Origin of the sequence: Massilia sp. UYP11, assembly GCF_050434805.1 — a bacterium.
Taxonomy (GTDB): Bacteria; Pseudomonadota; Gammaproteobacteria; order Burkholderiales; family Burkholderiaceae_D; genus Telluria.
This window is the reverse complement of sequence record NZ_JBNDJE010000025.1, coordinates 39920-52869: the sequence shown is the minus strand read 5'-3', so window position 1 is coordinate 52869 and position 12950 is coordinate 39920. Positions and strand designations below refer to the sequence as shown.

Below are 12950 nucleotides of genomic sequence, written 5' to 3'. Positions count from 1 at the left end.
AGCGTCGTCGCGTCCGGTGCCGACTCGTGCGTCAGGTCGATGCCGACAAAGCCGCGAATGGCCTGGCTATCGTAGATCGCATCCTCGATGCCTTCCTCCGACAGGCCGAAGCATTGCTGCGCGATGTACATGCGCAGCATTCGCTCCAGGCCGACTGGCGGCCGGCCGCGTCCGTCGCCCTTCGGGTAGTACGGCAACAGCGCAGCGACCAGTGCTGGCCAAGGCGTCACAGCCTCGATCTCGGCCAGGAACCGATCACGTCGGGTCTGCTTCTTTTTGTTGGTGAACTCGGCGTCGGAGAACGTGGTTTGCTTCATGGCGGCTCAGCAGGAATCGAAGACGTCATTGTGCCAGCTCGCACGCCAGCCGGGATCGGTCGACGATTAAATCAGCGCTTCCTTAACAATCACCGCGTCGGCGGCAGAGCCGCCGACCCTACGGGTTACCGCGCAGTTACCGTATATAATCAGGGTTTTCGCGCCGCTCCATTGTCGCGCGGCGTGCAACCGGACCCAGATTTGATGAAGGTATTTCGCGGACTTCCCAACGACAGGGCGCGCGCGCCCTGCGCGCTCACGATCGGCAATTTCGACGGCGTCCATCGCGGCCACCAGGCCCTGCTGGCCCACGTGCGCAGCGCCGCCGCCGGGCTCGGCCTGGAAGCGGCCGTGATGACGTTCGAACCCCATCCACGCGAATACTTCGCCCGCAAGTCCGGCGACCTGTCGCGGGCCCCGGCCCGCATCGCCAACCTGCGCGACAAGCTCGAAGATCTCGACCAGGCCGGCATCGACCGCGTGATCGTCGAGCATTTCAACGAACAGTTCGCCGCCATGTCGCCGCGCGACTTCGTCGAACGCGTGCTGGTCGACGGCCTGCACGTCAAGTGGCTGATGGTCGGCGACGATTTCCGCTTCGGCGCCAGGCGCCAGGGCGATATCGCGATGCTGGCCGAGGCCGGCCGCGAGTTCGGTTTCGACGTCCACACCCTGGGCGCCGTCATGCACGGCGACCAGCGCATCTCGTCCTCCGCCGTGCGCGCCGCCCTGCTGGAAGGCGATTTTCTGCGTACCAGGGAGCTGCTCGGCCATCCGTATGCGATGTCGGGCCACGTGATCCATGGCCAAAAGCTCGGCCGCACGCTCGGCTTTCCGACCATGAACCTGCGGGTGGCGCACCGTCCCGCCCTGTCCGGGATCTTCGTCGTGCAGGTGCACGGCCTGGCCGACGCGCCGCTGCCGGCCGTGGCCAGCCTGGGCGTGCGTCCGACTGTCGAAGATGCCGGCCGTATGCTGCTTGAAGTCCATGTGTTCGACTATGACCAGCCATGCTACGGCAAGCTGGTGCGCGTGGAATTCCTGGCCAAGCTGCGCGACGAAGAGAAATACGACGACCTGGCCACGCTCACCGCCGCGATCGACAACGACGCGGCCCAGGCGCGCGCCTTCTTCGCCCACCGCAACAGCGCGCTGACGGCGACCGACCGAATTTGAGCGCGCTTCCCGAGCCGCGCCGGCTCGTTGGAAGCGCCTCACCAGACTCTGCCGCGGCAGCTTGCGCCGTGCACACCGAATACTTACCAGAAGAAGCTTATGTCCGATACCAAACAGAACAACGGCCAGTCCCAGGCAACCAAGGGCCAGAAAAAGCCTGAGAGCAAATACCCGGTCAATATGACCGACACCCCATTCCCGATGCGCGGCGACCTCGCCAAGCGCGAGCCGGGCTGGGTCAAGCAATGGCAGGATAAAAAAATCTACGAGCGCGTGCGCAAGGCCGCCGCCGGCCGTCCGACGTTCATCCTGCACGACGGTCCGCCGTACGCCAACGGCGACATCCACCTGGGCCACGCCGTCAACAAGATCCTGAAGGACATGGTGATCAAGTCGCGCACCATCGCCGGCTTCGACGCGCCCTACGTGCCGGGCTGGGATTGCCACGGCATGCCGATCGAGATCCAGATCGAAAAACTGTACGGCAAGAACCTGCCGACCGCCGAAGTGCTGCACAAGGCGCGCGCCTATGCGCTCGAGCAGATCGACCGCCAGCGCGCAGGCTTCATCCGCCTGGGCGTGCTGGGCGAATGGGACAACCCATACATGACCATGGCCTACAGCAATGAAGCCGACGAGCTGCGCGCGCTCGGCATCCTGCTGGAAAAAGGCTATGTGTACCGGGGCCTCAAGCCGGTCAACTGGTGCTTCGACTGCGGTTCGGCGCTGGCCGAGGCCGAAGTCGAATACCAGGACAAGCGCGATCCGGCGATCGACGTCGGCTTCCCGTTCCACGAACACGACAAGATCGCCGCCGCCTTCGGCCTGGATAAACTCCCGGTCGAGAACGGCTTCATCGTGATCTGGACCACGACCCCGTGGACCATCCCGTCGAACCAGGCCCTGAACGTGGGCCCGGAAGTGAACTATTCGCTGGTGCGGGTCGAGCGTGACGGTCAGCCGCAACTGCTGATCCTGGGTTCGGAACTGGTCGAGACGGTGCTGGCCCGCTACAAGCTGGAAGGCACCGTCATCGCCACCACGGTCGGCGCCAGCCTCGAAGGGATCCGCTTCAAGCACCCGCTGCACGCCCAGGATCCGTTCTACGATCGCACCTCGCCGGTCTACCTGGCCGACTACGTGACCGTCGACAGCGGCACCGGCGTGGTCCACTCGGCCCCGGCCTACGGCCTGGAAGACTTCCAGTCGTGCAAGGCGCACGGCATGAAGGACGACGAGATGCTCAAGCCGGTGATGGGCGACGGCCGCTTCGCGGCGACCCTGCCGCTGTTCGGCGGCATGACCATCTGGGAAGCGAGCAAACCGATCTGCGCCGCGCTGACGGGCGCAGGCGCCCTGTTCGAACTGAAGATGTTCGATCACAGCTACATGCACTGCTGGCGCCATAAAACCCCGATCGTCTATCGCGCCACCAACCAGTGGTTCGCCGGCATGGACGTCACGCCGAAGGACGGCGGCCCGACCCTGCGCCAGAGCGCGCTGGCCGGCATCGAGAAGACGCAGTTCTTCCCGGACTGGGGCCAGGCGCGCCTGCACGGCATGATCGAGAACCGTCCGGACTGGACCCTGTCGCGCCAGCGCCAGTGGGGCGTGCCGATGGCCTTCTTCGTGCACAAGGAAACCGGCGCGCTGCACCCCCGCACGCCGGAACTGCTGGAACAGGTCGCCAAGCTGATCGAAGCGGGCGGCATCGACGCCTGGCACGAGCTCGACCCGGCCACCCTGCTGGGCGAGGACGCCGCGACCTATGAAAAGAACAAGGACACGCTGGACGTCTGGTTCGATTCGGGCAGCACCCACCAGACGGTGCTGCGCGGCTCGCACAAGGCGCAGTCGCGCTTCCCGGCCGACCTGTACCTGGAAGGCTCGGACCAGCACCGCGGCTGGTTCCACTCGTCGCTCCTGACCTCGTCGATGCTCAACGGGACCCCGCCCTACAAGGCGCTGCTGACCCACGGCTTCACCGTCGACGAGAACGGCAAGAAGATGTCCAAGTCGCTCGGCAACACGATGGCGCCGCAAAAGATCTCGGATACCCTCGGCGCCGACATCCTGCGCCTGTGGGTGGCCTCGACCGACTACACGGGCGAATTGTCGATCGGCGAAGAGATCCTCAAGCGCGTGACCGAATCGTACCGCCGCATCCGCAACACGCTGCGCTTCCTGCTGGCCAACACCTCGGACTTCGACCCGGCCAAGCACGCGGTGCCGATGCCTGAACTGCTCGAGATCGACCGCTATGCGATCGCCTCGATGGCGCAACTGCAGAACGACATCGCAGGCCACTTCGAGCGCTACGAGTTCCACCCGGTCGTCTCGCGCCTGCAGAACTACTGCTCGGAAGACCTGGGCGGCTTCTACCTCGACATCCTGAAGGACCGCCTGTACACCACGGGCGTGGAATCGACGGCGCGCCGCTCGGCGCAGACCGCGCTGTGGCATATCGCCCATTCGCTGCTGCGCGTGATGGCGCCGATCCTGTCGTTCACCGCCGAGGAAGCCTGGGCCGTGTTCGCCGGCCAGCAGGGGTATGCCGACAGCGACGAGACCATCTTCACCCAGACGCTGTGGACCTTCCCGGAACTGCCTGACGCCGAGGCGTTGCTGGCCAAGTATGCGCTGCTGCGCCAGGTCCGTACCGACGTCACCAAGCAGCTCGAGGAAGTGCGCACCTCGGGCGCCATCGGTTCCTCGCTGCAGGCGGAACTGGCGATCAAGGCCGCGGGCGAGAAGTACCGCGTGCTGGCCAGCCTGGACGACGACCTGAAGTTCGTCTTCATCACCTCGCAGGCGAGCGTCGGCGAAGTGACAAACGACGCCGACGAAGCCGTGGAAGTGGCGCCATCGAGCGCAGAGAAATGCGAGCGCTGCTGGCATTACCGCCGCGACGTCGGCCACGACCATGCGCATCCGACGCTGTGCGGCCGCTGCACCAGCAACCTGTTCGGCGCCGGCGAAAAGCGCCGCTACGCCTAAGCTCCCGCGGGTCGAGCGACCCGCGGGTTTTCCGCCATGCCGCCATCCCGGGCGGCATGGCGCGCACCGACACCACACACCATGGCAACCAAAAAGAAACCCCTCGCAGCAGGCCCGAAGTCGAGTCCATCCCTCGTCACCCGCGGCAGTACCGCCAGCCTGTTCCCCTGGATCGGCCTGTCCCTGATCATCGTCCTGCTCGACCAGGTCACCAAGATCACCGTCGAACGCACCTTCGCCTATGCCGAGACGCTGCCGATCACGAGCTTCTTCAACCTGATCAAGGTGTACAACCCGGGCGCGGCGTTCAGCTTCCTGGGCGACGCCGGCGGCTGGCAGCGCTGGCTGTTCCTGGGAATCGCGATCGCCGCCGTGGTGTTCTGCATCTACATGATGTCGAAGAATTCGAGCCAGCGCCTGTTCTGCTTTGCCCTGGCCCTGATCATGGCCGGCGCGATCGGCAACGGCATCGACCGCGTGGTGCACGGCCACGTGATCGACTTCCTCGATTTCTACTGGGCCGGCATCGGTCACTTCCCGGCCTTTAACATCGCCGACATCGGCATCTCGGTAGGCGCCGTCCTGTTCGTCCTCGACGAGCTGCGCCGGGTTAACAAGTCTTGAGCGCAAGGAGCTTGAACATGGAGCTGAAAGGCAAGCGCATCGTCCTCGGCCTGACCGGCGGCGTGGCCTGCTACAAGGCGGCCGAGCTGTGCCGCGCCCTGGTCAAGCAGGGCGCCAGCGTGCAGGTGGTCATGACCGACGCCGCCACGCACTTTATCGGCGCGGTCACCATGCAGGCCCTCTCGGGCCAGCCGGTCTACCTGGACCAGTGGGACGCGCGCATGGCCAACAACATGGCCCACATCGACCTGACCCGCAACGTCGATGCGATCCTGATCGCGCCCTGCTCGGCCGACTTCATGCGCAAGCTCGCGCACGGCGCGGCCGACGACCTGCTGTCGACGCTGTGCCTGGCGCGGCCGCGCCACGTGCCGCTGCACGTGGCGCCGGCGATGAACGTCGAGATGTGGGAAAACCCGGCCACCCAGCGCAACGTCGCCCGGCTGGTCGAAGACGGCATTGGCCTGTTCGGTCCCGGCTGCGGATCGCAGGCCTGCGGCGAGACGGGCCTGGGCCGCATGCTCGAAGCCGACGAACTGGTCGAAGAACTGATCGCCTCGTTCCAGCACAAGGTGCTGGCCGGACGGCGCGTCCTGATCACGGCCGGCCCCACGTTCGAGCCGATCGATCCGGTGCGCGGCATCACCAATCTGTCGTCGGGCAAGATGGGCTATGCGCTGGCGCGCGCGGCGCGCGAAGCCGGCGCCGAAGTGACTCTGGTCTCGGGCCCGGTGTCGCTCCCCACGCCGCACGGCGTGCGCCGCATCGACGTGCTGACCGCGCAACAGATGCACGACGCCGTGATGGCGGGCGTGGAAGGCCAGCACGTGTTCATCGGCGTGGCGGCGGTGGCCGACTGGCGCGTGGCAAATGCCAGCGACCAGAAGATCAAGAAGACGGCGGACGGCGCGCCGCCGCAACTGGAATTCACGCAGAACGCCGACATCCTGGCCGCGGTGGCCGGCACGGTGTCGTTGTCCGGCTGGCCCTACTGCGTCGGCTTCGCGGCCGAATCCGAGCAGCTGGAACGGTACGGCGCCGCCAAGCGCGAAAAGAAGGGCATTCCCCTGTTGGTGGGCAATATCGGCCACCAGACTTTCGGGCAGGATGACAATACCGTGATCCTGTTCGACGAGAGCGGCCAGACGGTGCTCGAGCGGGCCGACAAGCTGACCCTGGCGCGCCAGCTGGTGTCCGAAATCGCCAAGCGCATCGAACAACGCTCGCTGCTCACCTGAATCATCGACGACAAGCACCACATGAAGAATATCGATCTGAAAATCCTCGACCCGCGCATGCACGACCTGCTGCCGGCCTACGGCACCCCGGGCAGCGCGGGCCTCGACCTGCGCGCCTGCCTCGACGCGCCGCTCACCATCGAGCCCGGCCAGACGGTGCTGGTGCCGACGGGTCTCGCCATCCACATCGGCGACCCGGGCTACGCCGCCATGATCCTGCCGCGCAGTGGGCTCGGCCATAAGAGCGGCATCGTTCTGGGCAATCTGGTAGGCTTGATCGACTCCGATTACCAGGGCCAGCTGATGGTCTCCACCTGGAACCGCAGCGCCGCCGCCTTCGTGCTGCAGCCGATGGACCGCCTGGCGCAGCTGATCGTGGTGCCGGTGCTGCAGGTCGGCTTCAACGTGGTACAAGAGTTCGCATCGAGCGACCGTGGCGCCGGAGGCTTCGGCAGCACCGGCAAACAATAACAGAGGAGGACCATGATCCCTATGCACCGTCTTGAACGCTTCAAGTCAGCGGCCCTGATCGCTGGCGCCGCGGCCTTGCTGGCCGCCTGCAGCACGCCGGGCCAGATGCAATCGTCGACCACGCCGGGGGTGATCCCGAGCCAGGCGCCGGGCAAGCCCGAGGTCACGCCGCAGATGGCGGCGGCGGCCGACACGCTCACCCGCATGGCGACCCAGCACGACCGCCTGTACCGGATCGCGGCCCCCCTCCTGATCGACAACGCCCAGCTGTGCACCAGGCACGCGCGCAACCTGCTCGGCTTCACGGCCAAGAACCGCTACACCTATCCGGGCCAGTACAACGAGGCCGCCTGGGTGGTGCTGGGCATGGGCGAGCGCCTGCAGGTCACCAACGTCCTCAACGGCAGCGGCGCGGCCCGGGCCGGCCTGCGCCAGGGCGACCACCTGCTGGCCGCCGCCGGCACGCCGCTGCCGGAGGGCCCGAACGCCCTGTCCAAGGCCGGCGCCGTGTTCGGCCCGATCGTGTCGAAGCAGGCCAGCCTGCCGCTGTCGATCGAGCGCAACGGCAACCAGCGCGACCTGACCATCCCGGTCACCCGCGCCTGCGCCTTCGCGATCGAGCTGGGCAACGCCGACAACATCAACGCCTACGCCGACGGCTCGCGCGTGATGGTCACCCGCGGCATGCTGGGCTTCGCCCGCAACGACGACGAGCTGGCCTACGTGGTGGCGCGCACGATGGCGCACAATATGCTGGGCCACGCGGCCACGCAGCGCAATGCAGCCACCATCGGCAGCATCATCGACAACCTCACCGCGATCACGCCCGATACGTCGATGCTGATCGGCAGCGGCGGCATCAAGGCCATGCCGGTGGCCGACGACGTGGCGGCCGATCGGCTGGCGATCTACCTGGCGGCGCGCGCCGGCTACCGCATCGAAGGGGCGTCCGCCTTCTGGAAGCGCCTGGCGGCCACCTACCCGGCGCGCATCCTCAACGGCTACACGGCCAACCATCCGTCGACCACGCAGCGGCTCGCGGCGATCGACAAGGCGGTGGCCGAGGTGAAGGCCAAGCAGAGCGGCAAGAAACCGCTGGTGCCCTGACCCGGCCGGCGTGCGCGGCGGCGCCATGCCGCGCACGCCCGGTCCGACGCCCTCCCCGCTTTTTTTGTATGATTGTCCATCTCGTATCTATCCCGCATACGGCGGCGACCACATCATGGACAGCATCGACCTCGACGTACTGAAGACCTGCGCCGCCTGGCTTGCCGGCGGCCAGCGCTGCCAGCTGGTCACGGTGATCAAGACCTGGGGCTCGAGCCCGCGCCCGGTCGGCGCCACGCTCGCCATCTGCGAGGATGGCCAGGTGGTCGGCTCGGTCTCCGGCGGCTGCATCGAAGACGACCTGATCGCCCGCGTGCGCGACAACGGCATCGAGATCGCCCTCCCCGAAATCATCAGCTACGGCATCAGCGCCGACGAGGCGCACCGCTTCGGCCTGCCCTGCGGCGGCACCATCGAACTGGCGATCGAGCCGCTGTCGACCGAGAGCCGCATTCCCGAACTGCTGGCGCGCCTGGATGGGGGCGAGCTGGTCGAGCGTCGCGTGCACCTGGCCAGCGGCGCGGTCACCCTCGAGCAAGCCCAGGCCAGCGCCATCCAGCGCATCGAGGATGGCGTGCTGCACACCCTGCACGGCCCGCGCTGGCGCCTGTACATCATCGGCGCCGGCCCGCTGTCGCGCTTCCTGGCCACGATCGCGGCCGGCATGGATTACCGCGTCACGGTGTGCGACCCGCGCGAGGAATATCGCAGCGGCTTTTCCATTCCCGGCGTGAGCCTGGTGCACGCCATGCCCGACGACCTGGTGATCGACGCGAAGCTCGATGCGCGCAGCGCCGTGGTGGCGCTGACCCACGATCCCAAGCTGGACGACCTGGCGCTGATGGAAGCGCTCAAGTCCGACGCCTTCTACGTCGGCGCCATCGGCTCGCGCGCCAACAACGCCAAGCGGCGCGAGCGCCTCAAGCTGTTCGACCTCACCGAGGCCGAACTGGCGCGCCTGCACGGCCCGATCGGGATCTACATCGGCAGCAAGACGCCGGCCGAGATCGCGATCTCGATCATGGCCGAGATGACGGCCGTGAAGAACGCGGTGCCGCAGACGATGCTGGTGCCGCACGCCGCCGCGCTGACCCTGGCCAGCGCGGCCTGAACGCGGATCGGGCGCGCATTCGACAGCAAGCAGCGGCTGGCAGGAAAGCGCCGGTCCTGCCACAATGGCCCGTTATCAGACGGGCCATCTTTTTATTAATGAACACCGCGAACATGCTGCGCCTGGTGGCGCTGGCCGCCATCTGGGGCGGCTCCTTCCTCTTCATGCGCATTGCCGCGCCCGTGCTCGGGCCGGCGGTGCTGATCGAATACCGGGTCGGCCTGGCCGCCCTGTTCCTGGCGCTGGTGGCCTGGGTGTTCCACCTGCGCGGCAAAGGCGCCCCGCTCGACGTGCGCCGCCACTGGAAGCACTACCTGATCCTCGGCCTGTTCAATTCGGCCCTGCCCTTCCTGCTGTTCGCCTTCGCCGCGCGCACCCTGTCGGCCTCGGTGCTGTCGGTGCTGAACGCCACCGCGCCGATGTGGGGCGCGCTGGTCGGCGCCGTGTGGGCGCGGCAGAGGGTAGCCAGCCGCAGCGCGCTCGGCCTGCTGCTGGGCACCGGCGGCGTGGCGCTGCTGGTCGGCTTCGACCACGTCGCCGAGCGGCCCGGCGCCGGCATCGCGGTCGGCGCGGCCCTGGTCGCGGCGTTCAGCTACAGCATCGCCAGCCAGTATGCGAAATCTGCTCCGGCGGTGGCGCCGTTCGCCAACGCCCACGGCTCGATGTGGGCGGCCGCCATCCTGGTGCTGCCGCTGGTCGCCTTCTTCCCGGCGCCGGGCGAGCCGACGCCGGGCATCATGGCCGCCGTGCTGGCGCTGGGCGTGGTCTGCAGCGGCATCGCCTACATCCTCTATTTCAAGCTGATCGAGGAAGTCGGCACCACCTCGGCGCTCACCGTCACCTTCCTCAATCCCCTGTTCGGCATCCTGTGGGGCGCGCTGTTCCTGCACGAAGCCATCGGCTGGCACACGATCGCCGGCGCGGCCATCGTGCTGCTCGGGACTGCGCTGGTGACGGGCTTCCGGCCGCGCGTCGGGCGCGCAGCCGCGGCGGCGGGCGGCAAATGATGGAGACGGTGAAGACGGTGGAGGCGACGCAGGCCATCGCCCTGCCGCCGGGCTACCGGGTGGCCGACGTCATTGCCTTCCACGGCCGCGATGCCGAAGGCCTGGCCGAGCAGGTGTCGCCGCAAGGCCTGCGCAAGGGCGTGCTGCTGGACGGCGTGCCGACCCTGCTCGACATCCGTTTCGACGACGGCATGGCGCGCTGCCGCATCGCCTTCGACGTGCCGATAGACATGTCCGACATGCCCGGCATGCCCGCGCTCGACGCGCTGGCCCGGGACGCGCTGCTGAACGTGCTGGGCCTGCGCATCGACCCGGCCGCCTTTGCCGCCTTCGCGCACGCCGATCCCGTGCTCGGTCCCGTGCTCGCGCGCGCGCCGGGCCTGCGCATCGTGCAATCGGCCACCGTGTTCGAGGCCCTGACCTGGGCCATCATCGGCCAGCAGATCAACCTCGGCTTCGCAATCGCCCTGCGCCGCACATTGATCCAGCTGGCCGGCCGCCGGCATTCGACTGGCTTGTGGTGTTACCCGGAAGCACCCGACGTCGCCCGCCTGGCGCTGGAAGAGCTCACCAGTCGCAAGTTCTCGACCGCCAAGGCCGAGACCGTGCTGCGCGTGACGCGCATGGTGGTCGACGGCAGCCTGGCGCTCGAGCGCAGCCGCGACGCCGCCCAGGTGAGCCAGGAACTGCTGGCGATCAAAGGCGTCGGCCCCTGGACCGTCAATTATGTGCTATTACGCGGCTATGGCTACCCAGATTGCTCGCTCGAAGGCGACGTGGCCGTGCGTACCGCGCTGCACAATCTGACCGGCAGCGCCGAGCGGCCGACCCTGGCCGAAGCCCAGCGCCTGCTGGCGCGCTATGCGCCGCACCGCACCATGGCGGCCGCCTACCTGTGGGCCAGCCTGGCCGAATAGCAGGCGCGAACGTCGCCCGGCGATGTTTTCAATTGGAAAGACAGACGGCGTTCCGGCAAGGACGTATGATATATTCAGCAACATGAACACCCCGCTTTCCACCTCTTCCAGCAGCGCAGGCAGCACTGCCGCCGCGCCTGCGAGCGCGGCGATCGCCGTCGTGATTCCTTACTTTCAGCGCCAGGAAGGCGTGTTGCAAAAGGCGCTGGCCTCGATCGGCGGCCAGCAGCTATACCCTGCCGAAGTCATCGTGGTCGACGACAGCTCGCCGGTGCCGGCGCGGGGGGAGGTGGAGGCCGTGCAGCGGCGCTGGCCGCACCTGAACATACGCGTGATCGAACAGCCGAACGGCGGACCCGCCGCGGCGCGCAACAAGGGGCTCGACAGCGTGTCGCCGCAGTGCGACTACGTGGCTTTCCTGGATTCGGACGACGAGTGGCACGATACGCACCTGCTGCATGCGAACGCCGCCCTGGCGCCGGGTAACGACTTCTATTTTTCGGATTTTTTCCGTCTCGGCCAGTCGAACACCGTGTTCGAGCAGAGCACGGCGTTCAGGAAAGACGCGCACCCGGTGTTGCCGGGCGGCTTCCCGGTTGCGCAGTACCAGGGCGACATGACGGAACAGATCCTCGGCGCCAACGTCATCGGCACGTCGACCGTCGTGTACCGCTTCCGCAAGTTCGCCAACCAGCGTTTTCGCGAAGAATTCGTCTATGCCGGCGAGGACTTCCTGTTCTGGCTGACGCTGAGCACCCTGACGAAGAGCTATGTATTTGGCACCACAGCGGAAGTGACCTATGGCCGCGGCGTGAACATCTACGCCGGCTCGGGCTGGGGCACCGAAAAGTCGATGGACCGCCTGCATTACGAAACCAAACTCGAGCTCGCGCTGCCGCGCCTGTTCAGGCTCAACGCCGAGCAACGGGGGCGCAACCGCGCCAAGCTCCGGTTTCTGCGCCAGACCATGCTCAAGGACATCGTCCACCGGCTGGCGCATCGCAAGACCATCAACGCCCCGCTGCTGCGCCGCCACCTGGCAATGGACCCGCTGCTGCCATTGTACGTGCCGTCGGTCGCGTGGCAGATGGTCGCCGGACGCCTGCGGCCCCAGGCCGCCGCGCGCAAGGAATAAGCGCCTGCCCCTTGCCGGGACAGGTAGCGCTTGCTCCTTACCGGAAACCGGCGCCCGGCATGGTCGTCGCCAGGGCGTCAGTTCCAGCGCGGCAAGCCGTCGAACTGCTGCGCACCCTCGCCCGAAAATCGGATGAGCTCTGCCAGCGGCACCGTGGCCAGGTTGTCGCAGCCGTAGTGCCCGCCCAGCGCGCTGGGAATCTTGAGGCAGTATTTGCGCCCCTCGGTCAGCGGCCCCAGCGCGGCTTCAGCCAGGCGCACCGCCTCGGGCATGTACCAGTCGTTGAGAAAATCCTGGTTGTAGGCCAGCGCGTCGAGCGCGGCGCGACTGCGCGCCAGCGGCTCGCAGACCAGCTCTTGCGGACGCAGGCACCAGAAATGGTCGTCCTCGTCGCGGATGATGAGGTTGCCGAAGGCATTGGCCCCGAGAACTTCGACGGCGCTCATGCCGACCCAGCCCCAGGCCTCGTTGATGTCGTCTACATCGATCATGGTCATCGCCCCTGACTGTCGCCATCGCGCGTCGCGCGGCGGTTCGCAGGGTTGGACAGGCCGGGCTCGTGTGCATTGCAGCAAAGGCGAGCGGGTTTGACCTGCGTCGAGGCCGTTAAGATGGGGAAAGACGTTGCCCGACTCGAAAAACATCGGCCCGGAAAACGGAAAAGCCGCTGACTCTTGCGAGTCAGCGGCTTTGAAACTGGTTGCGGGGACAGGATTTGAACCTGTGACCTTCGGGTTATGAGCCCGACGAGCTGCCAGACTGCTCCACCCCGCGTCTGTGAAATGAATTATACGCGCATTCCCGTTATTAGGCAAATGCAATACTGCGGCGATATGCGATTGCAACACGA

Annotated in this window: 12 protein-coding genes and 1 tRNA gene; 10 read left to right on the top strand and 3 right to left on the bottom strand. The window is 66.9% G+C overall.

Annotated elements, in window-relative coordinates; all coding sequences use genetic code 11:
* Nucleotides 1-317: transposase (locus tag ABIB38_RS22025; RefSeq protein WP_429206834.1), on the bottom strand; the 317-nt coding region annotated here is incomplete at its 3' end.
* Nucleotides 318-521: 204 nt separating this feature from the next.
* Here ABIB38_RS22025 and ABIB38_RS22020 point away from each other — a divergent pair.
* From ABIB38_RS22020 to ABIB38_RS21975, 10 genes are all read left to right on the top strand, one after another.
* On the top strand, nucleotides 522-1493 hold the full coding sequence (locus ABIB38_RS22020; protein WP_429206833.1) for a bifunctional riboflavin kinase/FAD synthetase: 972 nt from the start codon (nucleotides 522-524) through the stop codon (nucleotides 1491-1493).
* 99 nt (nucleotides 1494-1592) lie between these two features.
* A complete protein-coding gene (ileS, locus tag ABIB38_RS22015; protein WP_429206832.1) occupies nucleotides 1593-4490 on the top strand; it encodes an isoleucine--tRNA ligase in 2898 nt (965 codons plus the stop codon).
* A gap of 81 nt (nucleotides 4491-4571) precedes the next feature.
* Nucleotides 4572-5114 carry a signal peptidase II gene (lspA, locus tag ABIB38_RS22010; RefSeq protein ID WP_429206831.1) on the top strand — a complete coding sequence of 181 codons (543 nt, stop codon included), beginning with the start codon at nucleotides 4572-4574 and terminating at the stop codon, nucleotides 5112-5114.
* Nucleotides 5115-5131: 17 nt separating this feature from the next.
* Complete coding sequence (gene coaBC, locus ABIB38_RS22005) at nucleotides 5132-6352, top strand: bifunctional phosphopantothenoylcysteine decarboxylase/phosphopantothenate--cysteine ligase CoaBC (protein WP_429206830.1); 1221 nt, start codon at nucleotides 5132-5134, stop codon at nucleotides 6350-6352.
* A 21-nt stretch (nucleotides 6353-6373) separates the two neighbouring features.
* The gene (gene dut / locus ABIB38_RS22000; protein WP_429206829.1) at nucleotides 6374-6823 is read left to right on the top strand and encodes a dUTP diphosphatase; all 450 of its coding nucleotides are present in this window, start codon (nucleotides 6374-6376) and stop codon (nucleotides 6821-6823) included.
* A 12-nt stretch (nucleotides 6824-6835) separates the two neighbouring features.
* Entirely contained in the window at nucleotides 6836-7930 is a 1095-nt protein-coding gene (locus ABIB38_RS21995; RefSeq protein WP_429206828.1) for a M48 family metalloprotease, read from the top strand.
* Between the two features lie 115 nt (nucleotides 7931-8045).
* Nucleotides 8046-9041 (top strand): XdhC family protein, encoded by a 996-nt coding sequence (locus tag ABIB38_RS21990; protein WP_429206827.1) that lies wholly within the window; start codon nucleotides 8046-8048, stop codon nucleotides 9039-9041.
* A 98-nt stretch (nucleotides 9042-9139) separates the two neighbouring features.
* The gene (locus ABIB38_RS21985) at nucleotides 9140-10048 is read left to right on the top strand and encodes a DMT family transporter (RefSeq protein WP_429206826.1); all 909 of its coding nucleotides are present in this window, start codon (nucleotides 9140-9142) and stop codon (nucleotides 10046-10048) included.
* Nucleotides 10045-10965, top strand: a complete 921-nt coding sequence (locus ABIB38_RS21980; protein ID WP_429206825.1) for a DNA-3-methyladenine glycosylase 2 — start codon at nucleotides 10045-10047, stop codon at nucleotides 10963-10965. The genes ABIB38_RS21985 and ABIB38_RS21980 overlap by 4 nt, the downstream gene beginning before the upstream one ends.
* Nucleotides 10966-11047: 82 nt before the next feature.
* Entirely contained in the window at nucleotides 11048-12100 is a 1053-nt protein-coding gene (locus tag ABIB38_RS21975) for a glycosyltransferase family 2 protein (protein WP_429206824.1), read from the top strand.
* A 77-nt stretch (nucleotides 12101-12177) separates the two neighbouring features.
* On the opposite strand, the gene ABIB38_RS21970 is transcribed toward ABIB38_RS21975, so the two are convergent.
* Together ABIB38_RS21970 and ABIB38_RS21965 are read right to left on the bottom strand one after the other, a co-directional pair.
* Nucleotides 12178-12591, bottom strand: coding sequence for a T6SS immunity protein Tdi1 domain-containing protein (locus tag ABIB38_RS21970; RefSeq protein WP_005665771.1), 414 nt, complete (start codon nucleotides 12589-12591; stop codon nucleotides 12178-12180).
* A gap of 206 nt (nucleotides 12592-12797) precedes the next feature.
* Nucleotides 12798-12874 (bottom strand) — tRNA-Met (locus tag ABIB38_RS21965).
* Nucleotides 12875-12950: the final 76 nt, after the last annotated feature.

What these genes read in the sequence shown, in the direction of transcription:
- ABIB38_RS22020 (WP_429206833.1), top strand. Translation starts at nt 522, where the DNA reads ATGAAGGTATTTCGCGGACTTCCCAACGACAGGGCGCGCGCGCCCTGC.
- ileS (WP_429206832.1), top strand. Translation starts at nt 1,593, where the DNA reads ATGTCCGATACCAAACAGAACAACGGCCAGTCCCAGGCAACCAAGGGC.
- lspA (WP_429206831.1), top strand. Translation starts at nt 4,572, where the DNA reads ATGGCAACCAAAAAGAAACCCCTCGCAGCAGGCCCGAAGTCGAGTCCA.
- coaBC (WP_429206830.1), top strand. Translation starts at nt 5,132, where the DNA reads ATGGAGCTGAAAGGCAAGCGCATCGTCCTCGGCCTGACCGGCGGCGTG.
- dut (WP_429206829.1), top strand. Translation starts at nt 6,374, where the DNA reads ATGAAGAATATCGATCTGAAAATCCTCGACCCGCGCATGCACGACCTG.
- ABIB38_RS21995 (WP_429206828.1), top strand. Translation starts at nt 6,836, where the DNA reads ATGATCCCTATGCACCGTCTTGAACGCTTCAAGTCAGCGGCCCTGATC.
- ABIB38_RS21990 (WP_429206827.1), top strand. Translation starts at nt 8,046, where the DNA reads ATGGACAGCATCGACCTCGACGTACTGAAGACCTGCGCCGCCTGGCTT.
- ABIB38_RS21985 (WP_429206826.1), top strand. Translation starts at nt 9,140, where the DNA reads ATGAACACCGCGAACATGCTGCGCCTGGTGGCGCTGGCCGCCATCTGG.
- ABIB38_RS21980 (WP_429206825.1), top strand. Translation starts at nt 10,045, where the DNA reads ATGATGGAGACGGTGAAGACGGTGGAGGCGACGCAGGCCATCGCCCTG.
- ABIB38_RS21975 (WP_429206824.1), top strand. Translation starts at nt 11,048, where the DNA reads ATGAACACCCCGCTTTCCACCTCTTCCAGCAGCGCAGGCAGCACTGCC.
- ABIB38_RS21970 (WP_005665771.1), bottom strand. Translation starts at nt 12,591, where the DNA reads ATGATCGATGTAGACGACATCAACGAGGCCTGGGGCTGGGTCGGCATG.